Origin of the sequence: Corallococcus sp. AS-1-6, from assembly GCF_020037015.1 — a bacterium.
GTDB lineage: Bacteria > Myxococcota > Myxococcia > Myxococcales > Myxococcaceae > Corallococcus.
In genome coordinates, this window is the sequence record NZ_JAIQDE010000025.1 from 1 (window position 1) to 24,429 (window position 24,429).

The following is a 24,429-nucleotide window of genomic DNA, read 5'->3' on the forward strand; positions in this document are numbered from 1 at the left end:
CACCGCTTTGCGTCCGTCGTGTTGCCTTCCGGACCGCTGCTTCTTCGGTGGGGCGCGGCTTCTATCTCTTCGCCGCGCTCGCTGTCAACCTGCTCGTTGACTGCCCTATTTTCTTGTCGGTGCTGCTCTCTCCACGAAGTTCCTTCCGCGCCAGTGCGCGGGCTTCGTGGTGAGGGGCGCGGCTTCTACCTCTTCGCCGCGTTCGGGATCAACAACCTTCGTCGATCCTTTTCTTCCCCCCGCGCTGACTTTCCGAGGGCCTGGGGCCAGCGGGTTCGTCGCGGGGGGTCCACTCTCTAACGCTTCGGGCCGATGCCGTCAAACCCTCGTTGATGTGGAGCTGATCATTGGCGCTCCGACGAAAGGGGGCCTGAACGCCTGGACGCTGCCGGGGCGGCCGGGCGCTCTGTCCGGAAACGACAAGGCCCCCGACCCGGTGACAGGTCGGAGGCCCTTTCTTCCTACGGATGCCGACTCAGGTCACGGCGTCGCGGGGTCGAACGTGGAGATGCTCCAGCCCATGCGCTCGTGGCCAAACTTGTTCCAGTCCGGGTTCTTGCCGTTGACGACCTGGGTGTCCGTGTAGGACGGCGCCCCAGAGCCGGAGCCGGAGCCGGAGAAGATGTTCACGCTGATGGTGGAGCCCGTGTACGTCGGGTGCGTGTTGTCCGACTGGATGTAGTCGTAGCTGGTGCTGCTGTTCGCCAGGTGGCCGTTCGCGTCGCGCAGCGTGCCGCGCAGGGTGACGCTGATGCGCTGGACGTAGGCGTCCTCGGTCTCGCCGGCGCGGTACGCGATGGCCTCGGAGTCAATCTGGCCGTCGCCGTTGCGGTCGTAGTCGGAGGCCATCATCTCCGCGAAGGCGTCCGCGCACTTGAAGCCGTACTTCGCCGCCAGGTTACAGGCGCGCCAGTTGCTGCGCGCCAGCAGCGGCAGGAAGTACTGCTGCTTGTTCACCTTCTGGCCCGTCGTCGCGTCCGTGCAGGAGGTCAGCACGTTGTCCGCGTCATAGCCGGGGTAATAGATGTTGGAGATGACCTTCACCTTGGCGGTGGTCGCGTACTGGTTGATGGTCTGCATCGCCCGCTCCATGTACGTGGTGCAGGCGGACAGCGCGTTCTGCAGGCCGCTGTAGTTGCACGTCCCCGTCTGGTCGGTGAACGCGCTGCGGGCCTGCAGGTAGTCGTTGCCGCACATCTCGAACATCACGACGCGCGTGCGGGTGTCCTGCATGTAGGAGCGCTCGGAGACGATCTTGTTGTTGTAGATGTCGTCCGCCTTCGCGCCGGACTTCGTGCGGCGGATGACCTCCACGTTGGTGCCCCACTTCTTCGCCGCGTACTCGCCCTCCACCACCGGGGCCGCACGGCGCGCCACGCTGGAGATTCCGCCGTTGTAGCCGGCGAAGATGGAGTCACCGTAGGCCACCACCCGGTACGTCTGCGACGCCGAGCGGTTGATGGTCCACGACGTGTTCTGGTTGATGGTGCTGGCCATCGCGCTGCCACCGAGGGTGGTGGCGGCGAGGACGGCGGCGAGGGACAGCCCGCTGCGACGAACGGACATACCGGCTCCTGAAGAGGTAGGGGGTTCCCGCCCCGGCAATGGGGAGAGGCCGCGCACGGTACACCGGTTTGACTCTGGAATCACTCCTCAGACCGGAATTAACTTCGCAATGAGTATTCCATGTTGAACACGAATTCCGCCACGGTGCGTCACATTGGCGCCCTCGCGCGCCCTTCACTGACGCGGCGCTTCCTGTTGACGCAATGTTTCACGGTTAGAGTCCAGCCATGAACGTCTCCGGAGGTGCTCGAGCGCTGGGACAGTGGCTGCTTCTGGGCGCCATCGTGGGGGGCGTGTGCGGCGTGGCGTCCGCGGTGTTCCTGGCGCTGCTGGAGGAGGCCACGGAGTTCCGGCTGGCGCATGGGTCGCTGGTGTACGCGCTGCCCGTGGCGGGGCTGGTCCTGGGGGCGGTGTACGGCCGGTGGGGCGCATCCATCCGGGGCGGCAACAACCTGGTGCTGGACACGGTGCATGAGGGCGACGCGGTGATTCCCCTGCGCATGGCGCCCATGGTGCTGCTGGGCACGGTGCTCACGCACCTGTTCGGCGGGAGCGCGGGACGGGAGGGCACCGCGGTGCAGATGGGCGCGAGCCTGGCGGACCAGATTGCGTGGCGCTTCCGTGTATCGCCGGACACGCGGCGCGAGCTGCTGGCGGCCGGCATCGCGGGCGGCTTCGGTTCGGTGTTCGGCACGCCGCTGGCGGGCACGGTGTTCGGGCTGGAGGTCGTGTGCGTGGGCCGGCTGGGCTACGAGGCGCTCCTGCCCGCGCTCACGGCCGCGGTGGTGGGCGACCTGGTGACTCGCGGGCTGGGCATCCATCACACGGTGTATCCGGTGCCGCAGGCGCTGGCGCTGACGCTGCCCGTGCTGGGCAAGTGGCTGGTGTTCGCGGTGGGCATCGCGGGCGTGGCGGTGGCCTTCATCGAGGGCACGCATGGACTGAAGCGGGTCCTGGAGCGCCGTGTGCCCTGGCTCCCCGTGCGCATGGCCCTGGGCGGCCTGGGGGTGGTGGGGCTCTGGAAGCTCGCGGGCACCAGCGACTACCTGGGCCTGGGCGTGCCCGGCATCCTTCGCGCGTTCGAGGATGTGTCACTGCCCTGGGGCGCGTTCGCCTGGAAGCTCGTGTTCACGGTGGTGACGCTGGGCGCGGGGTTCCTGGGGGGTGAGGTGACTCCGCTGTTCTTCATTGGCGCGGCGCTGGGAAATGTCCTCGCCCGGCTGTTGGGGCTGCCGGTGGACCTGGGCGCGGCGGTGGGCATGGCGGCGCTGTTCGCGGCGGCGGCCAATACGCCGCTCGCGCTGTCGCTGATGGCGGTGGAGCTGGTGGGCGCTTCCGTGCTGCCTCACGTGGTCATCGTCGCCACGGTGGCGTACCTGCTCACGGGCCACCGGGGCATCTATCCGTCGCAGCGCATCGCCCGGAAGAAGCTGGGCGGGCCGCTGCTGGACCGCGTCGTCGCGCTGCGCGACGTGCACGAAGCGCCCCGGAAGGGACCCGGGGCGCCTCGTTGAGCGGGCGCTACTTGCAGGTGAATGACCAGCGGCAGGTGCCGGAGGCGCACTCGCGATCGCTGGAGCAGGCCGCGCCCCGGGCTCGCTTGTTCACGCACTTGCCTGAGTTGAGCCCCCAGCCGCAGAACTGGTTCGCTCCGCAGGGCGAGTCGCTGTCGCAGAGGCAGCTTCCCGTGGGGTTCAGGTAGCAGTCCGCGCTGCAGCGGTCGGTGGTGCACTCGCGGTCGGACTTGCACGTCTGCCCGTAGGCCTTGGAGCGCGGCGTGTAGCACCAGCCCACCGCGTTGAAGCAGCCTCCGCAGGCTCCGGAGAGGCACTGGCCGTCACGGCCGCACGACGTGCCGTCCGTCTTGCGGTCCACGCAGTCGTTGTCGCCGGCGTTGCCCGGGATGTCGTTCTGGCAGGCGGGCGTGGTCTTCTCGTTCTGGGCGAGCTTGTCGTTCATCACCTCGCGGACGATGAGCATGCCCTTGTCCATCATCGCCTGGAGGAGCTGCTGGCCGTCCACGGTGAGGCCCTTCACGTTGCGGCACTGGGCGTCCACGTCGAAGCCCAGCGTGAAGCCGGAGGCGGTGGCTCCGAAGTCGGTGTCGATGTGGCAGTTCTCCAGGAACTGCGCGGCCTGGAAGATGACGTTGTGCAGGGCCGCTCCGCCGAAGCGGTTGTCCAGCCGAAGAGCTTGCTGGTCTCGATGGAGAGGACCATGGCGAGCCTGCCCTGCGAGATGATGCGCCGTGCGTCCGCGGGCGACAGGGTGATCTCCACCCAGTCGTTGGCCGCGTCGAAGGCGTGGGCCATCTGGAGCTGGACCTCCACGTCCGTCATCTCGTCGCAGGCGCGCTTGCGGTTCCGCGGGGGCAGCTTCAGCCCGGACACCGCGGGCAAGACGCGGTGTCCCAGCGTGTGTTCAGGGCACGGTTTGAGCCGTCAGCTCCCTTCGCCTCAGCTCCGGGGTGGCCACACGGAACTCCGCGGGCAGCATCCTCAGGATGCGTTCGCGGCGGTAACGGGCGTTGGTCAGGCGCTGCTCCAGGGCGGCCATCTCGGCCCGGGTCGCCTTGTCGGGTGTCCCGGTGCGCTGGGTGAGCGCGGCCAACCTTCGCGAGACTTCTTCCAGCTCGCGGTCGATGAGCACGGGCTGGATGTTCCGCTTCGCCTTCGCCTTGCGGCCCTGGGCGTTGTTCTCAATCCAGACCGGCAACACGGAGACCTCGGACAGGGACACCGGGGCTCCGGGCTCCTCCCGGGTCACTCCGACTCTCAGGAGCAGCGTGTCCCTCTTGTCTCCGTCCTTCCCCAGTTGCCCCTTCACGTGCCGGTAGAAGCGCGCCTGGTTCGCCACCAGGTTGCCCAGGGAGTAGGCGATGAAACCCCGGCGCCCGGACTTCGTCGTGTAGGCCTCCAGGGGCTGGAGCACGTGCGGATGGTGCCCGATGACCGCGAAGGCTCCCGCTTCCAGGAAGGACTGCCCCAGGGCCCTGTCCAACGGGTGCGGCGTGTCCGTGTACTCGCGCCCCCAGTGCCCCATCACGAAGAGCGCGTCGCACTTCGCCGCCGCCGCGCGCACCCGCTCCAGGGCCTCCTCCGGTTTCAGCCCTCTTCTCGAGGCGTGCTCCGGATAGGGCAACAGCGCCACGTGCGGCGCGTCCGCTTCCTTCGGGTTGCTGAAGCCGTTCAGGCTCCTGGTGAAGGAGAGGAAGCCCAGCTTGATGCCTCGCACCTCCATGAACACCGGCTCCCAGGCCGCGTCTCTTGTCGTCCCCGTGCCCGTGTGGCGCAGGCCCGCCGCGTCCAGGTTTCGCAGCGTCTCCACCAGGCCCTCCACGCGCTGATCCCTTGCGTGGTTGTTGCCCGTGGACACCACCTTCACTCCGGCGTTCACCAGGGCCTGCGCCATCGCGGGGGGCGCGTTGAAGACCAGCTCCTTCGTGAAGGCCTTCGTGTTGGCCGTGACGGGCGTCTCCAGGTTCACCACGCCCACGTCCGCCGTCCGCAGCACGTCCGACAGCGGACCGAAGACGTGGTCCCAGCCTTCGTGGTTCCCACTGCGCGCGTGGGCCTTCGCCACCGACTTCACCTCGCCGTGCGGAATCACGTCTCCGCCAAAGACGAGTTCCACCCGCGCGGGCGCGGCCATCCCCCACAGCGGGATGAACACCAGCAGGGCCCCCCACCCTCGCATCAGTCCTGCTCCCGCACTCCGATGAAGACTTCCCGGTTCCAGGGGTCCCTGCGCGTCGTCGCGGGACAGCCGGCCTCTCGCATCCATTCGAGCCAGTCGTCACGCCGGAACAGTCCGAAGCGGTGGCGCTCCTGCGACATGCTCACCGTTCCGTCGGCCTCTCTCAGCAGATAGGCGAACGCGGTCTCGAAGGTCTCGTCGTCCGGATCCGGATCCCACGTCCACATGAGGTAGCGCATCCCGCGCCCGTCCGGACCGTCGTGGCCTCCGGACTCGGTGAGGGGCTCGAAGGTCTCACGCACGCAGTCCGGCAACAGCACCACCCGGCCTCCCGGACGGCAGTGGGCCGCCGCCGTGAGGACCGTGGCGCGCGCTTCCTCGCGCTCCACCGCGTACATGATGGCGTCGTGCACCATCACCCGGTCGAACGTGCGCCCCAGCCGCAGCGAGCGCATGTCCCCCACGCGGTGCTCGCACTCCGGGTTCACCTTGCGGCTCACCGCCACCATCTCCGGCGAGCGGTCCGTCAGCGTCAGCGTGAAGTGCTTCTTCAGGTGGAAGGCCAGGCTTCCTCCGCCCGAGCCCAACTCCAACAGCGTGCGCGCCGGGCCCTCCTCCGGATGCAACAGGGGGAGCAGGTCCTCCGCCTCCTCGCAGTACTCCTCCGGTGGCGAGAACATGGGCCACCAGGAGGCGAGGTCGGTGTAGAGCTGGGGCTCCTCCACGGGAGGCGGGAGCACGGTGCGCAGCGACGCCATGGATGACTTCCTCGGAGACGAAGCACCGTTCTACCGCCCGGACAACCCGTGCGTCCATGAGGCCTAACGGACCTGGATGGCGTCCGCGACCACGTAGGTCCCCGCCGTCACCCAGCGGCTCAGTTGGACCTTGTTCCACCCCGCCGGGAAGCTCCACGTGCCGAGCGTGTTCCACCTGGCGCCGTTGAGCGTCTGGTTCACCTTCACGTTCGCCAACTGCGTGCCGGAGGCGTTGGTGACGATGAAGGGCGCGGCCGTGGAGCGGTCGCTCGCCGCCGTCCACCACGCGTCCACCGTCTTCGTTCCCGCCGCGGACAGGTAGAACCAGAACGTCGCCGGCTCCGACACCGCCGCTCCCGGGGAGACCAGGTAGCTGGTGCCGTAGTAGCCCGCCACGTTCGTGGAGGACGCCCAGCTCGTGCCCGTGAGCTGGATGTAGCCCTTGGACGGGTCGTTGTTCGCGTTGTTGCTGTCGATGACGAGCCCCGTCGACGAACCGCCGCCGGACGTCCACAGGTACGTCACGTCCACCCAGTCGTTGTTCGACATGCCCAGGTCCAGCCAGAACGTCCCGTCCGCGAGGTCGATGCCCGCGGGGTTCGACGGCCGGCGGCCGAACTGGTCCAACCCGCCGTTGAAGTTGTCCTGGTACGCCGCCTGCGCCTCCGGCTTGCCCTGCGGCAGCGTCTTCCACATCTCGCGCACGCTGGACGGGTTCCAGTAGTCGTCCTTCGTGTTCCACGGGCCCACGTCCCAGACGGACGTCGTCGCGCACTTGCCCGTCTTCGAATAACAGACGCGCACCTGGTACTCGGAGCCTCCGTTCGACGCGAGCCCGCGCCGCGACGGCAGCGCCACGAAGCGGTCGTTGGACTTGATGACGTGGCCGTTCGCCGTCGTGCCGCCCACCAGGCCTTCACGGGTGGCGTAGACGCGGTAGGTCAGCGGCGCGAGCGTCTGGAGGGTTTCCTCCGTGCCGGTGCCTTCACGCCAGCCCTCCAGGCCGACCTCCTGGACCACGGGGCCGCGGCCCCGCTCGTCCGCGATGAGCGCGAGGCGCACCTGCACCTCCGTGCCCGCGCGGGGCAGGCGCGCGGCTTCGTCTTGCGTGGCGGTGCGCCACTCGCTCCAGGCACCTCCGGGGTTTCTCACGCGCACGTCCACTTCGACGCCCTGCCCCAGGCTCACGGCCGCCTGGACTCGCGGACGGAAGGTGTCCACGGGCTGCTCGAGCGTGCGCGGCGGGAACTCGAAGAGGCCCGTGAGCCGGCTCTGGCCTTCAGGGCGGCGCATCACGGCGTTGGGTTCGTAGAGCAGCCCGTCCCGCGTGCCCACGAGCTCCGACGTGCCCGTTCCCGTGGAGAGGTTCTCCGTCCAGCGCTGGGCGCCGGGCTCCGCCGACGCCACGCCTTCCGCGAAGACCGCGCCCAACATCACCGCCATCAGGGTGGACCGCCACGACGCGCGCATGCCTGGACTCCCGGGAAATGGACAAAAACGTTTAGACCGTTCAACGTTTAAATCCGTCTTTCCCGGTTCTCAAGAGCCAAGGCGTGAAACCGCCGTGGCCCGGTGCATCACGTCCCGTTGAAGGCCAGGGGTCCGCGTCGTGGGCCTGCCCATCGACCCATCGAGACCCGTCAGTCCGCCGACTTCGTGCCGAAGAGGCGGTCTCCCGCGTCGCCCAGGCCGGGGAGGATGTAGCCGTGCGCGTCCAGCTTCTCGTCGATGGCGGCGGTGAAGACGCGCACGTCGGGGTGGTGCTCGCGCAGGTTCGTCAGGCCCTCCGGACACGCGAGCAGACACACGAAGCGCAATGAGCCCGGGCGGCTTCGCTTCACCCGCTGGAGCGCCGCCACCGCGGAGTTGCCTGTCGCCAGCATCGGGTCGCAGACGATGACGTCGCGGTCCTCCAGGTTGGCGGGCACGCGGTAGTAGTACTCCACGGCGCCCAGCGACTCCGGGTCGCGGTAGAGGCCGATGTGGCCCACCCGCGCGGAGGGCACCAACTGGAGCAGGCCGTCCAGGATGCCCTGCCCTGCTCTCAGGATGGGCACCAGTACCAGCTTCTTGCCGTCCAGCGCCCAGCCCGTGGTGCGCGCCATGGGCGTCTCAATCTCCTCCTCGCGCAGCTTCAGGTCCCGCAGCGCCTCGTACCCGAGCAGGAGGGAGATCTCCTCCAGCAGCGCCCGGAAGGCCGCCGTGCTCGTGTCCGTCCGGCGCATCACCGTCAGCTTGTGCTTCACCAGCGGGTGGTCCACCACCGTGCAGTTCGGGAAGTCCATGCGTCGCCGTCCTTGTCTGTATGGGTTTCAGAACACCGTGCCGTCACTGCGGATGCGGATGGGCGGCACGCCCCCGGGGCGCAGCTCCGCCGCCACCCGGCGCCCCGCCGTCCACGTGCCGCCCTGGAGCACCTTGGCCAGCGGCAGCTCCTCCGCGCTCAATTCCAGACGCCCTCGCACCAGCGCGGCCACGCGGTCCAGGAGCGCCACCGTCAGCGCCCGCCACTCCACGATGGGCGGGTCACCCGGGCCGTAGACCTCCGCCGTCAGGCGCGGGTCCTGCGGCACCAGCACGCCCAGGTCCACGAAGAGGCCGCCGTTGCGGTACTCCGGCAGGCCGGTGAGCGCGTCCAGCTCCGTCACCGTCACGCCGGCCTCCGCCAGCGGCTCCACCAGCGAGTACGCCAGCCACTGGGACAACTTGTGGAAGGGCACCAGCGCGTCCGCGCTCCCCGGCGGCCCGAGCGCCGGATGCGGCCACACGTCCCCCAGGTTCACGCCGTCCACCGTCGTGCGCCCCGGCCAGATGGGGCCCAGCACCTCCAGCACCGTGCCCAGCACCTCCGCCGCCCGCACGCTGCGGCGGTGCGCGGCCAGCATGTCGAACAGCGTGCCCGGCCTGGGCAGCACGCGCGACAGCGCCTGCATCAGGTGCAGCCGCCCCTCCACGCCCAGCAGGGGGTTGGACTCCGACACCTGGAAGCCGCGCTCCAACTGCTCGCGCGTCATGCGGCCCAGCGCCTCCGCGTCCGCGCGCAGCGGCCGGTCCGGGTCCGACGAGAAGCCGCCCGCCATGAACATGCGCAGCGACGCCACCGCCAGCCCCTCCGAGCGCACGTAGGACGCGCCCCCGGGCTCCTGGTAGCGCCACGTGGGGCCGCTGCCCGCGTCCAGGAGCACGCTCACCACGCCCAGGTCCACCTTCGCCCGGGCCCGCTCCTCCGGCGGCAGCGGGGCCAGCCTCGCCTCCAACTGCGCGAGCCGGGGCACGCCTCCCGCGTCGAAGTGCCTCCAGCGGCTGTGCACCGGGATGTCCAGCCGGGGGTACGCCTCGTGCGTCACCGCCAGCACCCGGTCCACCACCGTGGGCAGCCGGGACGGCTCCACCCGGAAGTACTGCAGCCGGCCGGCGAGCCCCAGGTCCAGCACCTGGTGACAGCGCTCGCGGATGGCCGCCGGGCTGCGCAGCCACGCCACCGTGGGGGACACCTCCTGCACCCGGCTCGCGTCAAGCATCGAGGTCCCGTCCCTTCACCTGCGCCAGCTCCCCCGCGTCCGCCACCGGCCCGCGCGTGAAGTAGCCCGCGGCCTTCTTCGCCTCCATCTCCACCTTCGCGTCGGCGGGGATGAGCCCGTCCGGGATGGGCACCCGTTCGAGGATTTCAATGCCCGAGCGCACGATGGCGTCGTGCTTCATGTCGCTCATGGAGATGAAGCGGTGGATGCGCGTGATGCCCAGCCAGTGCAGCACGTCCGGCATCAGCTCCTGGAAGCGCATGTCCTGCACGCCCGCCACGCACTCCGTGCGGTGGAAGTACGTGGCGGCGGAGTCCCCGCCCTCCTGGCGCTTGCGCGCGTTGTAGACCAGGAACTTGGTCACCTCGCCCAGCGCGCGGCCCTCCTTGCGGTGGTAGACGATGAGCCCCACCCCGCCCTGCTGCGCCATCCGCACGCATTCTTCAATGCCGTGCACCAGGTAGGGCCGGCAGGTGCAGATGTCGCTGCCGAAGACGTCCGAGCCGTTGCACTCGTCATGCACGCGCGCCGCCAGCGGCACGTCCCGGTCCGCGAGCGCGGTGATGTCGCCAAACACATACAGCGACAGCCCGCCGATGGGCGGCAGGAAGACGTGCAGGTCCGGGCGGGTGATGAGCTCCGGGTACATGCCTCCGGTGTGCTCGAAGAGGCCGCGGCGCAGCGCGCCCTCCGTGAGGCCGAAGCGCTCGGCGATGCCGGGCAGGTACCAGACGGGCTCCACGGCGGCCTTCACGACCTTCACGTCGCCATTGGCCGCGACCAGGTCCCCGTCCACCTTGAGGCGCCCGGCGGTGATGGCCTCGCGCACCTCCGGCATGTTGATGTGGGCCCGGGTGACGGCGATGGTGGGCCGGTAGTCCACGCCCTGCTCGGCGTAGGCGCGGAACACCTGCGAGGCCACGGCGCCCCAGGGGTCCAGCGACACGATGCGCTTGGGGTCACCCCACGCCGGATAGGGCCCCACCTGCGCCGCGGGCGAGGTGTTGGTCAGGTCCGCCTTGTGGTCCTGCTGCAGCTTGCCCGCGGACACCGCCAGCGCGCGGTAGATGGAGTACGCGCCCGAGTGTGTGCCGATGACGTTCCGGTTCGCGGGGTCGGAGAGCGTGGCCACCACCGGGCCCCGGCGCAGCGGCTCCGACTCGCCCCAGCGCAGGGGGACTCCGGGGGCCTGACCATCGGGATGGGACGTGAGACGGATGTGATTGACCGGCTTCTTGTCAGCCATGGGGTGCACCCTCCTCGCGGGGCGCGTGGGAAAAGACAGATGTCTGGGAATGGGGCGAAGCGGCTTGGGTCAGCTCATCCAGGAGCCGTCGGTGCGCGCGGACCACTTGCGCGTCACCTTCTTGAGCTGGCTCCAGAAGTCGAGGCTCGACGGTCCCGTCACGTCCCCGTGGCCGAACTTCGACTCGCCCGTGCCGCCGAAGGAGAAGGGCTCACGCGGCACCGGAACGCCCACGTTCACGCCCACCATGCCGGCCCTGGCGCCCTCCACCACCGTCTGCGCCACCGCGCCGCTGGTGGTGAAGATGGACGCCGCGTTGCCATAGGGCGACGCGTTCTCCACCGCGAGCGCCGCCGACAGCGTGGGCACCCGCACGATGGACAGCACCGGGCCGAACAGCTCGCGCCGCGCGGCCTCCATGTCCGGGCGTACGTGGTCCAGCACCGTGGGTCCCAGCCAGTGGCCGTTCGCGTAGGCCTCGCCCGCGGGCCGCTTGCCGCGCCCGTCCAGGAGCAACCGCGCCCCGTCCGCCTGGGCCCTGGCGATGGCCGTCTCCAGCCGGTCCACCGCGCCCCGGTCGATGAGCGCGCCCATGCCCGGGCCGACCTCCAGGCGTGAGGCCCGCCGGAGGATGTCGTCCACCAGCGGCTGCACGTCCCCCACCGCGAGCATCACGCTGGCCGCCATGCAGCGCTGGCCCGCGCAGCCGGTGAACGAGTCCACCACCGCCTGCGGCGTGAGCTCCGGGTCCGCGTCCGGCACGACGATGAGGTGGTTCTTCGCGCCTCCGAGCGCCAGCACGCGTTTGCCGTGGCGGCTGCCCTCCACGTAGACGTGCCTCGCGACGGGGGACGAGCCCACGAAGGCCAGGGCCTTCACGTCCGGGTGCTCCAACAGCGCGTCCACCGCGGGCTTCGCGCCATGCACCACGGAGAAGACGCCCGGGGGATAGCCCGCCTCCACCATCAACTCGCCCATGGCGGTCGCGGTGAGCGGCACCTTCTCCGAGGGCTTGAGGATGAAGGCGTTGCCCACCGTGACGGCGATGGGGAACAGCCACAGGGGCACCATCGCGGGGAAGTTGAACGGCGTGATGCCGGCGACGACGCCCAGGGGCTCGCGGCGGTATTCGCAGGTGACGCCCCGGCTCACCTCCAGGTGCGCGCCGCTGTCCAGGTTCTGCAGCGACAAGGCGAAATCACAGACCTCCATCCCCTTGAGCAGGCCCGCGCGGCCCTCCGCCACCGTCTTGCCGGACTCGCTCGCGGCCAGGTGCGCGAGCCTTTCCAGGTGCGTCTCCAGGAGCGCGCGGAAGCGTTGCAGGAATTGGGTGCGCTCGCGCAGCGGGGTGACGCGCCAGCCTTGCGCGGCGGCCTTCGCCGCCTCCACGGCCTGGGCGACACCGGAGGCGGTCGTCAGCGGCACCCGGCCGATGAGCGCGCCGGTATAGGGACTGCGGACCTCCTGCGCGGACGCTCCGGCGGGAGAGACCCACTCTCCGCCCACGAGGTTGCGACAAGAGACGACGCTCTCGGGTAACCGAACAAAGGACACGCGCACCCCCCCGGTGTTGCGTGACGAATGGGCGGCAAGGATAGACGCAAACGCGGAAGCCAGGGCAAGGCGGGGGGCGTCACCGTGTCCTTGCCTGATCGGAAGCGATGGATCTCCCCATGTTGCTGTGTCGCAAACCCGACCGATGCGTGGGTGCGCGAACGTGCGCGCCGCGCTTCGTCAGGCCTGGGAGAGCATCCGCTGGTGCCGCTCCGACAGCGCGGCGGGGTCCGTGAGGGTGCGCAGCTCCGCGATGGCGGTGGCGTCCTCGGTGTCCGGGTTGAGGCCGAGCGAGATGGCCTCCAGGTACAGCTCCAGCGACAGCAGGAAGCGCGAGTCGGCGGTGAGGGGGTCGCCCTGTTCGCGCATCAGCTCGCCGTCCTCGCGCACCAGCTTCGCGAGCATGCGCACGCGCGAGGCGGTGCCCAGCAGGCGCGAGGTGGACTCCGCGTCCGCGAGGGTGAGCGCGCCGTACTCCATGCCCAGCACGGAGAGGGCGGTGTCGTGGATGAGGGCGCGTGCTTCACCGTACCGCTTCTCCTTCCGGGCCTTGAGGATGCTGGCGATGGCGGCGACGAACTGCTCGACGGCGCGCTCGATGAAGTCCTTGCGGAGGGACATGGGTTCCGCAGGGTAAGCCCGACCCGGGGCGGCCGCACGTTTCCCACCCTGAGGGCACCCTCGTGTCACATGAAACCCAGGAGGTTTCTTGTTTTCAGTGCCTTGGAGGGAAGGAGGAGTGTCCGGCGGACGGACTCCGGGTCGTTCGAGGCGGCTGGAGGGATTGAACGACCCGACCCGAGGTCTGGTTGCGTATCCCTTTCAAGCGCGGATCCGCGGGAGACCGGGGTGATTCGCGCGCCCCCGACGTCATTCATCTGGAGAGTCCACCGTGGGAGCGCCTTTCGCTCGCGCACAGCCGCGTCCGTTGTCCGAGGCACCGGCCCTGGAATGGGAGCGCCGGTGGGACATCACCGACGCCGAGCGCATCCGCATCATCCTCGCCACCGCCGCCGCGCTGGGCTCGCCCGCCCTGCTGCGACGGGGAGGCTCGGCGTCGCCGCTGCGGCTGGAGACGCTGGAGCTGGAAGGCGGAGCGCTCCACTGGTCCGGGCTGACGGTGGATCCGGGCGCTGACGCGTGGGAGGTGGAGGTGTCTGGCCATGGCTGCGTCTACCGGATGCTCCTGTCCGGCGAGACCGCGGAGCCGGGGACGTGGGTGACGCCGCAGCCGCGTCAGTTGATCCAGGTGCGCCGCCGGGCACATCGGCGTGCTCCCGCGCCGCCGGACCTGCGCGTGCGCCTGCCGCTGCCGGGATGGCTGGGCCGGGAGCGCGACGCGCTGGAGGTGTCCCCGCACGGGATGGCGCTGCGGCTGGGCGCCGGGGAACGCCTTCCGCCGGGCCGGGTGCTCCAGCCCATCGAGCTGCGCACGGCGGCGGGTGACGCCCTGTCGCTGCGCGGGGAGGTGCGCCATGTGTCGGACCGCGCCGATGGGGAGCTTCTGTGCGGGCTGCTGGTGACGCCGCTGACCCCCGGGGACGCGGAGCAATGGCAGACGCTGGTGGCGCGGGCCCTTCACCCGACGACGTGCACCGATGGGGCGCGGGTGGAGGAGCAGTGGCGGCTGTTCATCGACTCCGGCTACTTCAACCTGGCGGGCAGGGCCGCGGAGGACTTCGAGTCGCGGCGGCGGAGCTTCGTCGAGCTGGGCCGCCGGGCCGGTTCGATGGGCTCGGTCCTCACCGGGGTGGTGTGGCCTTCCGAGCGCGGCGTGGAGGCGACGCTCTCCGCGATGAAGCCCTACCGCTCCATGTGGATGGTGCACCAGTTGGCGCGGCGCCAGGACGCCACGCGGTTCGAGCGCCTCAAGGGCCAGATGCTGCGCGAGCTGTACGTGCACTGCGTGGAGCACGCGCAGCGGGACAGCGGGTTCCGGTGGCTCGCGGCGTACATCGAATCGACCGTGCCCTTCACGTACCGCTCGCACGTCGGCTTCGCCGAGCGCATGGCCGCGACGGGCCGGACGCTGATGCTGCCGATGCGAATGATTGACGTCGGGTGTGGCCCTTCCCCTGCCCCGCTGACGCCGGGTCTGGAGTTGGGGCCCGCGACGGAGGCGGAGCGGCGGCTGCTGGTGGAGCGGATCGCCCTCACCCGGCCCGCCTGCTACGCCGAGGCGTTGGACCTGCGCCTGGAGACGCTGGACCTGCGGGACGCGACGCGGGCCTGGCAGGCGGTGGGCCTGGAGCGTGAGCGGCACCTGCTGGTCGCTCGCGAGGGCGCGAAGCCGGTGGCGGTGGCCGTCCTGGAGTCGGGGGCTCCCGGGACCAATCCCTTCGGGTTGCTGGACTCCGTGCGGGTGTTCGCGCTGTCCGCCCGGGCGCGGCGGGCCTATCCGGCGCTGATGGAGGGGGCTCGCCGCTGGTTCGCGGAGCGGGGACGCGATGGGTTCACCTTCCTGGCCGAGGAGGCTGGCGACGTGGAGGCGGCAGGCCTGCATGACGCGGCCCCGGACGCGAAGCCCTTCCTGTGGCTCATCCCCGCGGACCTCGCTCCCGAGTTCCTGGAGCACATCCACGAGCAGACGGCTCCCCGTCCGCTCTCCCACCCCCAGAAGGAGCTGTCATGAGCCTCATCCAGACGCAGTACCTGCCGCACGCCCAGCCCACCCGCGCCCGGCTGGAGACGGACCCCGTCGTGCGCACGCTCCTGTCGCCGGACATCGCGCCGGACCTGATGGCGCGCTTCCTCATCGAGTGGTCCGCCCGGGGCGCGTACATGACCGAGCCCGTGGACGGATGGATCCGCGGCGCCGGTGAGCGCTGCACCGCGCTGGGCCAGGAGAAGGTGGGCCGGCAGCTCATCACCCACGCGAAGCACGAGGCCGGCCATCACCTGATGACCCTCCAGGACGCGCGTGTGCTGACGGCTCAGTGGAACGCGAGCCACTCGCAGCAATTGGACGCGGAGGCGCTGGTCGCCCAGGCCCCCACGGCCGCCATGCGCGAGTACCGGCAGGTGCACGACGAGGCCATCACCGGTGACCTGCCGCTGGGTCAGGCCGCCATCGAGTACGAGGTGGGCTACCTGGCCGTCGTGCTGGTGCCGCGCATCCTGGCGCGCGTGCGTGAGGTGCTGGGACAGGGGACGCTGGACACCCTCACCTTCCTGCGCGAGCACGCGGAGGTGGACGTGGGCCACACCGCGCTCAACGAGCGGATGATGGAGGGGCTCTTGAGCACCCATCCCGAGGAGGGCCGGCGGCTGGCGTCGTTCGGCTCGCGCGGGCTGGACTGCTACCTGCGCTTCCTGGACGACTGCATGGAGGCGGCGCGCCGGAGCCTGGGCGGCGTCACGGCTGCGGCGGCCTGAGAGGACTCACGGAGCCGCGTGGCTCCGTGACTTCCAGTACTCGCGCTGCGCGGGCACGGAGAGGAGTTCACGCTCCGGATAGCGCAGCGCGGTCAGCTTGCCTCCGAACACACAGCCGGTGTCCACGCAGACGGTGTTGTTCACCCATTCGGATTCCGGCACGGCGGTGTGGCCGTACACGACCGTCGCCTGCCCCTGGTAGCCGCGGGCCCAGTCGGCCCGCACCGGCAGGCCGTAGGCATCCGCCTCGCCGGTGGTCTCTCCGTAGAGGGCGAAGTCGCGCACCTCCGGGGTGTCCCGGCCGTGCATGGACTCCTTCAGGCCCGCGTGCGCTACCACCAGGTGGCCGCCGTCCAGGACGTAGTGCGGTGAGCGGGCTTCGATGAAGTCGGCGACCGCCTGGGAGAATCCGGGCGGCTCACGTTCCAGTTGCTCCAGCGTCATCGCGAGCCCGCGTCCCGCGCGCACGTCCTTGCCTCGCAGCTTCTTGAGCAGCTTGAACTCGTGATTGCCGGGCACGCACAGCGCGGTGCCCGCATCCACCATCCCCATCACCAGGCGCAGCACGTCCGTCACGCGCGGCCCCCGGTCGATGAGGTCGCCCAGGAACACGACCTTGCGCCCGTGGGGCGTGCCCACGTCGAAGCCGGGGCCTCCGTCCGCTCTCGGCGCGACCGTGTAGCCCAGCTCCGTCAGCAGGGCCTTCAGTTCGTCGAAGCAGCCGTGGATGTCTCCGATGATGTCGAAGGGGCCGTGCTCGTCGTGGCGGTGGCTCGGCAGGGGGCGGTGCTCGAAGGCCACCGCGCCCACCGTCTCCGGCGTGAGTATGTGCACGTGCCGGATGCCTTCCTTCGTCAGCCCCTTCAGCGCGTTCTGGAGCTGCTGCACCTGGTTGCGCAGGGCCTTGGGACTGGCCGACCCGGAGCGCGTGCGGTTTCGCTCCAGGCAGAGCGCCTCCGGCGTGTCCATGGCCACCGCGACCAGGGCCACGTGGTGCTCGCGTGCCAGGGTCACGTAGTGACGGCGGGACTCGGCGCTGAGCGGGACGCCGTCGATGACGGTGAGCGTGCCCTTCTCGAGCCTTCGCGCCACCTCGTCGTGGAGCTTCGTTTCGTTGCCCGTGCCGGGCAGCACGTCCTCTGGGAGGAAGTGCGCGTTCGCGAGGGTGGACTTGCCGGAGCCGGAGGGGCCCAGGAGCAACACGAGCGACTGCTCGGGGATGGGGATCATCATGGTGGGAACACCGGGGTGGGGGTCGGCGTACCGACCGGCGCCCCTTCCGGGGCAGGGCGCACGCCACGACTCCAGCGCGCGATCCCTTCCGGTGCCCGGGTCACGCGAGCGTTCGCGGACCCTCCGGCGTCAGACGGGATGCGCTCACTACGGTTGAACGCGTTCCCGCCTGACATGCGTCACTTCAGGGGCAGCAGGTACGCCTCCAGGAACACGTCCGGGAGGCGGTCCATGTCGCCTTCGGGCGTACGCTGGTAGCCGCGGCGCTGATACATGCGCGCGACGCCTACCGCCCCCCGGCGCACATGGAGGGAGATGGCGTCCACGCCCCAGCGCTTCGCGAGGACCTCCGCCTCCGCCAGCAGCGGCTGGGCCAGGCCCTGGCCGTGATAGCGCACCGAGGTGGCCAGGGCGCGCAGGTCCGCCGTGCGGGGCAGCCAGGCCTCGGTGCCGGGCGCGCCGGGCGGATACAGGGCCACCGTGCCCGCGACCTCTCCGTCCACGTCCGCCACCAGGATGGTGCACACCTTGCGCCTGGCGGCGACGTCGCGCAGGAACGCCTTGCGCTCGTCGGAGTAGACGACCTCCGGCAGCTTCTTCGCGTACTGCGTGACGTAGGCGTCCACCAACAGCTCGCCAATCGCCTTGTCGTCCTCGGGCCGCGCCTCGCGGATGACGGCTCGCTTCACCACGTCCGTGCTCATGCGCCGCCCTCTAGCATGACGCCCCGGAGCCCGCGCGGCGCATCCGGGCAGGCATCCAGGGTTGTACCTCCCCCGTCCGACACGGGCCCGACCGGGCGACCAGGACCGGGGGTCCGGGACCCGGCGCTTCAAAACCTGTCCGACTGTCGGACAGGTTTGTTCGGTGTGCCTCCGGCGGGGGGAGCACGGTCCTGGCGCGTTGCGGCAGGCGCGCTTCGCCTGCCCTCTCCGCGCCTACCTCCTGCGGGCGGGCACGGTTACGCGAGCGTGACGACGACGCATCCCGCCGAGCGCCCAGGCCGCGAACACCAGGCCTCCCGCGACCGCCGCCGTTCCGCCTCCACCCGTGGTGCAGCCTCCTGCCTGGGCGTCATCGAGCGCGTCCAGCGTCACGTCTGAAGTGGAGCCAGGTGTTCCCTTCGAGGGGCCTCCCGCGGCTTCTTCCGGCATGGGCTCCTTGCCTCCGTCCGTCGGCTGCTGCGTGCCTGCGTCCGGCTGCTGCGTTCCCGCGTCCGGCGTCTGGGTCGCGGTCAGCTCCTCGTAACGCTGGATGAGCTTCAGCCTTGCCGCGTCGAAGGCGGCTCCGTCGTCGGTTACTCGCGACGCGGCTGGGATCAGGTCCCGGGCCACCTTGCGCGCGAAGCCCGGGTCTCCCGCGTCAGCCACCGCCTTGAGCCACTCGTAGTCCTGCATGCCCTGACGGATGAGCTTGAGCCTCAGCGATGCCACCGGCACGTCCGTCCTGCCTCCGATGGCCTCCGGCGTGCCCGGGTAGAAGAGCGTCCCGTCCCCGTTGCCGTTGAAGCGGTACTGGTCCCTCCACGCCGTGGAGAGCATGCCCACCGTCTGGTAGTAGAGCTCGCCCGTCGCCCCCTGCAGGAACGTCACCCACTCCATCGCGCGCGCCTTCGCCGCGGACCGGTCCAGCATGTACGACGGCCAGCCCGCGCCCGGCTTGTTCTCCGGCGCGTTGGTCCCATACGCACAGCCGTGGCTCATGCAGCTCTGATACATCCACAACGCTGCTCCCGGACGCTCCAGGAAGTGCGTGTACGTCCCCCGCTGGTCGCCCCGGAAGTTCGCGTCCGTGCCGTCCAGGTGGTTCACCAGCGGCACCGCCGTGTCCACTGCGTCCTCCAAGCCGTGGGCCTTCAGCTCGCGCGAGTTCGTCGTCAGCATCGTGCGCAGCCCGGGCGCCGCCTTGCGCACCAACTCTCCCGTCGCGTGCACCTGCTCGAAGGACGTGCCGTAGGGCGGCTCGTCCCCCAACTGCACGTAGGCCCGGTCCAGCCAGCCCTTCTGCTTCATGTGCGCCGTGAAGTCCTTCAGGTTCGCCGCGTCGAGCGGTCCCACGTACTCCAGGCTCGTCATCCTCGCGCCTTGCAGCCGGTTGGGCGCGGTGCCCTCCAGGTACGGTCCCCACGTCGCGTCGAAGTTGCTCCACTCCGGCGGCCACGGCTTGCGCGGAAAGAGGCTGGAGAGCGTGAAGCGGTGCTCCAACGCCATGCGCTGGTAGCGCGTGAGCAACGGCTGCAATTCCTCCGGCGTGCAGTCTTCGCGGCCCGTGTGCGCGCGGCACACGTGCGGCGGCCAGAGCAGGAACGCGGACGACAGCGAGGACGTGCTCGGCAACACCGCGTCCACCACCGTCAGCCTCGCCGTCACCTGCCGCTGGAAGCCTCCGTCCGCTTCCACCGTCACAGTGCCCGTGTAGTCCCCGGGCGGCGCGTCCTCCGGCACGTGCACGTCCACCCAGAGGGCCCGCGCCTCCTTCGCCGGCACGTCGAAGGGGAAGGCCCTTCGCGTCTCACCGGCGATTTCGTCCGTGTCCGGCACCAGCCCGTCCGGCCACGCCCCCACCGGCTCTCCCGCCACCGACGCCTGCTTCGTGGTGACCAGCGCCTGCCGGTACAGCGTCACGTCCGGCCCCGTCAGCGCCGTGGAGCCCGGGCCCTCCAGCGCGGGCAGCTTCGCGCGCACGCCCTTCAGCCCCGCGTCGCCGCCGTGCAGCGCGACCTGGAAGGAGACGAACTCGTTGCGCGCGGCGGTGAGTCGCACCTCGGTGGCGCTCCGGGCTGCGGTCCCCGGCCGCACCTTCACCATCATCCCCTCGCTCCATACGGTGGGCCCGGCCGCGTACACCGGCAGGGCCACGGTCAGCGACAACAGGGCGGCGGCTCGGAACGGTCGAATCGAAGGCATGAAGAGACCAACGCGACCCGGCCCTGCCTGCCTTCCCGCACCGCGCGCCCCTGTCAGCCTGTCAGGCAGCCGGGCAGAAGCCGGGCGCTGGCTTGCTCCCACGTTGAGCCCGGTGAGACGCTTTCCGGCTTCATGGCCTGGTTCGAAGACCTCACCCCGTGTTCCGACCCCGGCGAGGGCGGTAGGCCCGTGCTCGCGGCCGGGTGGATCGACCACCTGCATCCGTATCCGCGCGGCCATGTGTCACGGCGCTTCGTGATGCGGCTGGTGGAGCTGCTGGAGGACCCGTGGCAGCCCCGGCGTTCGCTCGGGTGGCACGCCTGCGGCCTGTGCCGGTTCACGGAGGGGCCCCGCACCTTCGAGATGGAAGAGGGCTCTCGCGTGAAGCTGGGCACCAGCAACCTCTTCGTCCCCGCGGATGACCGGCTCTACATCGCCCCGTCGATGATGGTGCACTCCGTGGATGCGCACGGCTACGCGCCACCCGAGGAGTTCGTGAAGGCGGTGCTGGTGTGCCCGCCCATGCGCTCTCCCGCGTACCTGGCCGCGCTGCGCGACGTGGCGCCGCCTTGGCTCCTGGAAGCGGGTCCCCTGCCCCGCATGTCCGCGGGCGCCCGGCTGCGGGTCCGTTCGCGCCGCACGCGTCAGCTCATAGGAAGTCGCCGATGAGCCACGGCAACTGCTCTCCCAGCCGCTGAAGCAGGCCCCGCCGCTTCCAGCCCTGCCAGTGGACCTCCGCCGAGTGCGTGAGGTCCACCTCGAAGGACTTCGCCAGCTCCTCCGCCAGCACCGGGTCCTCCACCATCACCGAGGCCTCGTCGGTGTGGCTGAGCGCCAGCGGATCCAGGTTGGTGGAGCCCACGACGCTCAGCGTGTCGTCCGCGACCAGCGTCTTGGAGTGCATCATCGAGATTTCATACTCGTAGATGCGCACGCCGGCCTCCAGGAGCCGCGCGTAGGACGCCCGCTGCGCGTTGAGCACGGGCTTCACGTCGTGGTAGCGGCCCGGCACCAGCACTCGCACGTCCACGCCCTCGCGCGCCTTGAGGATGAGCATGTCGCTGATGGCCTCCGACGGGATGAAGTACGAGTTGGCGATCCACAGCCGGTGCTTCGCGGACGCGATGGACAGCAGCCACATCTTCGTGGCTTCCGACAGGAAGCGGTGCCCGGTGCTGGCCACGAAGAGGGCCCTCGCGTTGCCCGCGGGCGCGAGCTCCGGGAAGGACTCCGGGGGCAGGAAGGGGCCGCCGGACTCCTGCCAGTTCTGCGCGAAGGCGAGCTGCATGCCTCGCACGACGGGGCCTCGCACGCGGATGTTGGTGTCGCGCCAGGTCTCCGCCGCGTCGCCGTTGCCCAGCCAACTGCGCCAGATGCCGAAGCCGCCGGTCAGCGCGACCTCGCCGTCGCGGATGACCATCTTCCGGTGCATGCGCGCGCGGATCCGCACCGCGTCCAGGGACGTCACCGCGCCCTGATAGGGACGGTAGATGCGCACGTCACAGCCGGCGTCCGCGAGCACCGGGGCCACGACCTCGAAGTTCACGCTGCCCAGCGGATCCACGATGATCCGGCACTGCACGCCCGGGGCCCGCTCTCGCAGCGCGATGAGGAGCCGGTCCGACGGGATGCCCGGACGCCAGATGTAGCTGGCGATGTGGATGCTGGAGCGCGCGGCGCGGATCTCCTCCTCGATGACGTCGAAGACCTGGCCGTTCTGCACCAGCTCCACGCCGTTGCCGGGCTCCATCGGGACGCCCATCGTCTGCTCGATGGCGAGTTCCCTCGATGCCGGGTCCTCCGGCAACGCGCGCAGGCGCAGGTCCTGTCGGTGGTTCGGGTAGGTGCACCCCGCGGCGAGCAGGGTGAGCAGGATGGGCCAGACCAGCCGCACGGCACGGAAGCTAGGGCAGCCCCCGCCCTTCCGCATCCGCCGTGTGTCTCCGAGTGGCGGAAGCGTGTGGATGGACATGGACACCGTCCACCCGCTGACGGTTGGGCCCCGTGACACCCAAGGCCGGTGGTGCTGGATGCGCCGCATGCGCACTGCTGGGGCTCACGGCGAACACACCGGGAGCGCGGACACGGCATGGGGCGACGGGGGATGGCGGCAACGCGCGGGGCGCTCCTGTCATGGGTCCTGCTGGGGGCATCGGCCGGGGCCACCCCGATGGGACCGCGAGAGGTTCCTCCCGATGGGGAGGTTCCATCCGCGCCTCGCGCGGACGCGCCCGCGTCCTCCGCTTCGCCCTCGGAGCCTCCTGAGTCCTCCGCGCCGGAGCCTGCTCCGCCTCCGCTGAGGCCCACTGTCCTGGATGCGCCGTTGCTGGACGCGGATCCTCCGCCTCCTGCCTTGGCGCCGCGCCCGCTGCGGCCCTTCATTCCGCACGGCGAGCCCTACACGGAGGCCCCTTTGTCCGCTGGCACCTGGGCCGCTCATGGCGCGGTCACGCTGCTGCCCCTGGGCTCCGTCTGGGCCGCGACCCGCGTGGGCGGTGACACCCGCCTGGGCGCCACCGCCGCCGAGGCCGCCGCGGGCACCCTGCTCGCGTCGCTCCCGGGACGCTTCCTCTTCGTGCATCCCTCCTATCCGCAAGGACGGTGGATGGAGCTGGAGGTGGGCGCGTTCGGCGCCGCCATGGTCGTCACTCCGCCCGTCGCCGCGCTCGGCTCCTGGGGCATGGGTGAAATCGCGTTCGGTGACAGCGAGGATCGCGGCCGCGCGTACCTGGGCGCGCTCGGCGGCGCGACCGTGGGAATGCTGCTGGGGCTCGCCGCGCATGAAGGCCTGCGCCACCTGGCCGGCTCCAGCGAACGGCTGGAGTTCCTGCGCAGCTACCTCGCGTTCTCGCTCATCGGCAGCGGCGCGACGGTGGGCTATCAGTGGAGTCGCACCCCTACTCCCAGGCGTTGACGCGTTGTTTCGCCGCATCGGAGTTTCAATTTTCTTCCCGCGTGCGGCGCCTCGGCACCCCGCCCTCCGCGCGTGCACGCGTGACTGCAATCTCGCCAGTGGCGTTGTCAGCCCCGGTCCCTAGAGTGCTCCGTGCAGCGCCAACACCACAGCAGGGAGACGACACCATGCAGGCTCGCAAGAACGTCCGTCGCATCGCCTTCGTCCTCGCCGCCGCCGCCACCGTGATGGGCCTGGGCATCGCCGCCACGCCGTCCTCCGCCGATGCGCAGGACTGCACGCCCACGTGTTTCAAGAACCCCATCACCGGGCAGATCACCTGTTCGTACCCCTGCCCGTAGTCCCAGGCAGGCCACGACCGTGATGAAAAAAGGCCCCACCCGCTTCATGCCGGGTCGGGGCCTTCTTCATGCGCGAAGCGGCGCGCGTGCTACTCCGTGCGCATCGCCTCCACGGGGTCCAGCTTCGCCGCGCGCGCCGCCGGGTAGATGCCGAACCCCAGGCCCACCCCGCAGCTCATCACCAGCGACACCACGACGGACCACATGGGGACCTCCGTGGGCAGGTTGATCATCCAGCGCGCCAGGTGCGCCAGGCCCACGCCCAGCGCCACGCCCACCGCGCCGCCCACCAGCGACAGCACCACCGCCTCCAGCGCGAACTGCGCGAGGATGCGGTAGCGCTTGGCCCCCAGCGCCTTGCGGATGCCAATCTCCCGCGTCCGCTCCGTCACGGCGACCAGCATGATGTTCAGGATGCCGATGCCGCCCACCAGCAGCGACAGGATGCACACGCCGAAGCTGGCCGCGGACACCGCCGCGGAGAGGCTGTTGAACATCTGCGTGGCGGACGCATTGTTGTAGAGGAAGAAGTCGTCCGGTTCGTCCGGCTTGAGCCCGTGGCGGCGGCGCATGAGCAGCGTCACCTCGTCCTGGGCCCGCTGGAGCACCTCCGGGGACTTCGCCTGGATGCTGATGCGGAAGTCGCGCACGCCGAACATGGACGCGAAGGTGGACAGCGGAATCATGGCCTGGTTGTCCTGGCTGCCGCCGCCCAGGAACCCGCCCCGGCGCTTGAGCGTGCCCACCACCTGGAAGGTGCGGCCCAGGAGGCGGAACTCGCGGTTCAGCGGGTCCAGCCCGGGCCACAGCGTGTCCGCCAGGTCCTGGCCAATCACCGCCACGCGCCGGCCGTCCACGAACTCCGCGTCCGTGAAGGGCCGCCCCGTCGCGAGGCTCACCGAGTTGGTGTTGAAGTACTCCGCCGTGCCCGCCCAGACGTTCACGTTGGGGCGCGACTCGCGGTCGGCGGTGGAGGCCTTCTGGCCGCCCTTGGAGTCCTCGCCGGCGGCCTGCGAGATGGAGGGCTGCGTGCGGATGGCGTCCAGGTCCGCGTAGGTGAAGCGCGGCCGGCGCGCGAGCTCCGCGACGGACAGCTCGCCCTGGCCGAAGGGCAGCCGCTGCACCTGGAAGCAGTCGCTGCCCAGCTCCGACATCTGGTCGTTCACCTGGTTCCTCAGGCCCTCGATGAGGGCCATCATGGACACCACGGTGGTGACGCCGATGACGATGCCCAGGAGCGTGAGGAAGGAGCGCAGGGGGTTGGAACGGAACGTGCCGAACGCCAGCCGCACCGTGTCCCAGAAAGCCATCCACATGGT

General features: G+C 70.4%; 21 protein-coding genes. 6 read left to right on the forward strand and 15 right to left on the reverse strand.

What is annotated here, in order from left to right:
* Positions 1 to 480: 480 nt before the first annotated feature.
* Positions 481 to 1,566 (reverse strand): SGNH/GDSL hydrolase family protein, encoded by a 1,086-nt coding sequence (locus K8612_RS28475; RefSeq protein WP_223745037.1) that lies wholly within the window; start codon positions 1,564 to 1,566, stop codon positions 481 to 483.
* A gap of 227 nt (positions 1,567 to 1,793) precedes the next feature.
* Here K8612_RS28475 and K8612_RS28480 point away from each other — a divergent pair, with 227 nt between their 5' ends.
* The gene (locus tag K8612_RS28480; RefSeq protein ID WP_223764577.1) at positions 1,794 to 3,080 is read left to right on the forward strand and encodes a chloride channel protein; all 1,287 of its coding nucleotides are present in this window, start codon (positions 1,794 to 1,796) and stop codon (positions 3,078 to 3,080) included.
* Between the two features lie 7 nt (positions 3,081 to 3,087).
* Here K8612_RS28480 and K8612_RS39645 read toward each other — a convergent pair whose 3' ends face one another.
* The 9 genes from K8612_RS39645 to K8612_RS28525 form a co-directional block, all read right to left on the reverse strand.
* Entirely contained in the window at positions 3,088 to 3,624 is a 537-nt protein-coding gene (locus tag K8612_RS39645) for a dickkopf-related protein (protein WP_373692146.1), read from the reverse strand.
* 363 nt (positions 3,625 to 3,987) lie between these two features.
* Positions 3,988 to 5,262: a CapA family protein gene (locus tag K8612_RS28490; RefSeq protein ID WP_223764578.1), complete on the reverse strand. Its 1,275-nt coding sequence runs from the start codon at positions 5,260 to 5,262 to the stop codon at positions 3,988 to 3,990.
* Positions 5,262 to 6,020 carry a trans-aconitate 2-methyltransferase gene (locus tag K8612_RS28495; RefSeq protein ID WP_223764579.1) on the reverse strand — a complete coding sequence of 253 codons (759 nt, stop codon included), beginning with the start codon at positions 6,018 to 6,020 and terminating at the stop codon, positions 5,262 to 5,264. Before K8612_RS28495 ends, K8612_RS28490 begins: the two co-directional genes overlap by 1 nt.
* A 63-nt stretch (positions 6,021 to 6,083) precedes the next feature.
* Entirely contained in the window at positions 6,084 to 7,490 is a 1,407-nt protein-coding gene (locus K8612_RS28500; RefSeq protein WP_223764580.1) for a hypothetical protein, read from the reverse strand.
* A 170-nt stretch (positions 7,491 to 7,660) separates the two neighbouring features.
* The gene (upp, locus tag K8612_RS28505; RefSeq protein WP_223745032.1) at positions 7,661 to 8,305 is read right to left on the reverse strand and encodes a uracil phosphoribosyltransferase; all 645 of its coding nucleotides are present in this window, start codon (positions 8,303 to 8,305) and stop codon (positions 7,661 to 7,663) included.
* 27 nt (positions 8,306 to 8,332) lie between these two features.
* On the reverse strand, positions 8,333 to 9,541 hold the full coding sequence (locus tag K8612_RS28510; RefSeq protein ID WP_223764581.1) for a URC4/urg3 family protein: 1,209 nt from the start codon (positions 9,539 to 9,541) through the stop codon (positions 8,333 to 8,335).
* Positions 9,534 to 10,787 (reverse strand): GTP cyclohydrolase II, encoded by a 1,254-nt coding sequence (locus tag K8612_RS28515; protein WP_223764582.1) that lies wholly within the window; start codon positions 10,785 to 10,787, stop codon positions 9,534 to 9,536. The genes K8612_RS28510 and K8612_RS28515 overlap by 8 nt, the downstream gene beginning before the upstream one ends.
* A gap of 69 nt (positions 10,788 to 10,856) precedes the next feature.
* A complete protein-coding gene (gene mmsA / locus K8612_RS28520) occupies positions 10,857 to 12,341 on the reverse strand; it encodes a CoA-acylating methylmalonate-semialdehyde dehydrogenase (RefSeq protein WP_223764583.1) in 1,485 nt (494 codons plus the stop codon).
* 180 nt (positions 12,342 to 12,521) lie between these two features.
* Positions 12,522 to 12,962 (reverse strand): hypothetical protein, encoded by a 441-nt coding sequence (locus tag K8612_RS28525; protein ID WP_223764584.1) that lies wholly within the window; start codon positions 12,960 to 12,962, stop codon positions 12,522 to 12,524.
* A gap of 271 nt (positions 12,963 to 13,233) precedes the next feature.
* On the opposite strand from K8612_RS28525, the gene K8612_RS28530 reads away from it, so the two are divergent.
* Together K8612_RS28530 and K8612_RS28535 are read left to right on the forward strand one after the other, a co-directional pair.
* Positions 13,234 to 14,973, forward strand: coding sequence for a PilZ domain-containing protein (locus tag K8612_RS28530; protein WP_223764585.1), 1,740 nt, complete (start codon positions 13,234 to 13,236; stop codon positions 14,971 to 14,973).
* On the forward strand, positions 14,970 to 15,716 hold the full coding sequence (locus tag K8612_RS28535; protein WP_223764586.1) for a hypothetical protein: 747 nt from the start codon (positions 14,970 to 14,972) through the stop codon (positions 15,714 to 15,716). The genes K8612_RS28530 and K8612_RS28535 overlap by 4 nt, the downstream gene beginning before the upstream one ends.
* 6 nt (positions 15,717 to 15,722) lie before the next feature.
* On the opposite strand, the gene K8612_RS28540 is transcribed toward K8612_RS28535, so the two are convergent.
* The 3 genes from K8612_RS28540 to K8612_RS28550 all read right to left on the reverse strand — a co-directional run bounded on the left by K8612_RS28540 (position 15,723) and on the right by K8612_RS28550 (position 19,855).
* Positions 15,723 to 16,949, reverse strand: coding sequence for an AAA family ATPase (locus K8612_RS28540; protein WP_223764587.1), 1,227 nt, complete (start codon positions 16,947 to 16,949; stop codon positions 15,723 to 15,725).
* 179 nt (positions 16,950 to 17,128) lie between these two features.
* Positions 17,129 to 17,653 (reverse strand): GNAT family N-acetyltransferase, encoded by a 525-nt coding sequence (locus tag K8612_RS28545; RefSeq protein ID WP_223745023.1) that lies wholly within the window; start codon positions 17,651 to 17,653, stop codon positions 17,129 to 17,131.
* Positions 17,654 to 17,887: 234 nt separating this feature from the next.
* Positions 17,888 to 19,855 carry a DUF4091 domain-containing protein gene (locus K8612_RS28550; RefSeq protein ID WP_223764588.1) on the reverse strand — a complete coding sequence of 656 codons (1,968 nt, stop codon included), beginning with the start codon at positions 19,853 to 19,855 and terminating at the stop codon, positions 17,888 to 17,890.
* A 132-nt stretch (positions 19,856 to 19,987) separates the two neighbouring features.
* Between K8612_RS28550 and K8612_RS28555 the strand changes: the two genes are divergently transcribed.
* Complete coding sequence (locus tag K8612_RS28555) at positions 19,988 to 20,524, forward strand: hypothetical protein (RefSeq protein WP_223764589.1); 537 nt, start codon at positions 19,988 to 19,990, stop codon at positions 20,522 to 20,524.
* Here K8612_RS28555 and K8612_RS28560 read toward each other — a convergent pair.
* On the reverse strand, positions 20,505 to 21,749 hold the full coding sequence (locus tag K8612_RS28560) for a phospholipase D-like domain-containing protein (RefSeq protein ID WP_223764590.1): 1,245 nt from the start codon (positions 21,747 to 21,749) through the stop codon (positions 20,505 to 20,507). The genes K8612_RS28555 and K8612_RS28560 overlap by 20 nt on opposite strands.
* Before the next feature lie 459 nt (positions 21,750 to 22,208).
* On the opposite strand from K8612_RS28560, the gene K8612_RS28565 reads away from it, so the two are divergent.
* Positions 22,209 to 22,769: a hypothetical protein gene (locus tag K8612_RS28565; protein WP_223764591.1), complete on the forward strand. Its 561-nt coding sequence runs from the start codon at positions 22,209 to 22,211 to the stop codon at positions 22,767 to 22,769.
* Between the two features lie 167 nt (positions 22,770 to 22,936).
* Positions 22,937 to 23,110: a hypothetical protein gene (locus K8612_RS28570; protein ID WP_223744738.1), complete on the forward strand. Its 174-nt coding sequence runs from the start codon at positions 22,937 to 22,939 to the stop codon at positions 23,108 to 23,110.
* An 89-nt stretch (positions 23,111 to 23,199) separates the two neighbouring features.
* Here the strand turns inward: K8612_RS28570 and K8612_RS28575 are convergent, their stop codons facing one another.
* Complete coding sequence (locus K8612_RS28575) at positions 23,200 to 24,426, reverse strand: ABC transporter permease (RefSeq protein WP_223764592.1); 1,227 nt, start codon at positions 24,424 to 24,426, stop codon at positions 23,200 to 23,202.
* Positions 24,427 to 24,429: the final 3 nt, after the last annotated feature.

Coding starts and splice junctions, on each gene's coding strand:
- K8612_RS28500 (WP_223764580.1), bottom strand. CDS start 7,490: ATGCGCGCGTCGTGGCGGTCCACCCTGATGGCGGTGATGTTGGGCGCG.
- K8612_RS28545 (WP_223745023.1), bottom strand. CDS start 17,653: ATGAGCACGGACGTGGTGAAGCGAGCCGTCATCCGCGAGGCGCGGCCC.
- K8612_RS28535 (WP_223764586.1), top strand. CDS start 14,970: ATGAGCCTCATCCAGACGCAGTACCTGCCGCACGCCCAGCCCACCCGC.
- K8612_RS28555 (WP_223764589.1), top strand. CDS start 19,988: ATGGCCTGGTTCGAAGACCTCACCCCGTGTTCCGACCCCGGCGAGGGC.
- K8612_RS28495 (WP_223764579.1), bottom strand. CDS start 6,020: ATGGCGTCGCTGCGCACCGTGCTCCCGCCTCCCGTGGAGGAGCCCCAG.
- K8612_RS28515 (WP_223764582.1), bottom strand. CDS start 10,787: ATGGCTGACAAGAAGCCGGTCAATCACATCCGTCTCACGTCCCATCCC.
- K8612_RS28480 (WP_223764577.1), top strand. CDS start 1,794: ATGAACGTCTCCGGAGGTGCTCGAGCGCTGGGACAGTGGCTGCTTCTG.
- K8612_RS28540 (WP_223764587.1), bottom strand. CDS start 16,949: ATGATGATCCCCATCCCCGAGCAGTCGCTCGTGTTGCTCCTGGGCCCC.
- K8612_RS28550 (WP_223764588.1), bottom strand. CDS start 19,855: ATGCCTTCGATTCGACCGTTCCGAGCCGCCGCCCTGTTGTCGCTGACC.
- K8612_RS28490 (WP_223764578.1), bottom strand. CDS start 5,262: ATGCGAGGGTGGGGGGCCCTGCTGGTGTTCATCCCGCTGTGGGGGATG.
- K8612_RS28510 (WP_223764581.1), bottom strand. CDS start 9,541: ATGCTTGACGCGAGCCGGGTGCAGGAGGTGTCCCCCACGGTGGCGTGG.
- K8612_RS28575 (WP_223764592.1), bottom strand. CDS start 24,426: ATGTGGATGGCTTTCTGGGACACGGTGCGGCTGGCGTTCGGCACGTTC.
- K8612_RS28525 (WP_223764584.1), bottom strand. CDS start 12,962: ATGTCCCTCCGCAAGGACTTCATCGAGCGCGCCGTCGAGCAGTTCGTC.
- upp (WP_223745032.1), bottom strand. CDS start 8,305: ATGGACTTCCCGAACTGCACGGTGGTGGACCACCCGCTGGTGAAGCAC.
- K8612_RS28475 (WP_223745037.1), bottom strand. CDS start 1,566: ATGTCCGTTCGTCGCAGCGGGCTGTCCCTCGCCGCCGTCCTCGCCGCC.
- K8612_RS28570 (WP_223744738.1), top strand. CDS start 22,937: ATGCAGGCTCGCAAGAACGTCCGTCGCATCGCCTTCGTCCTCGCCGCC.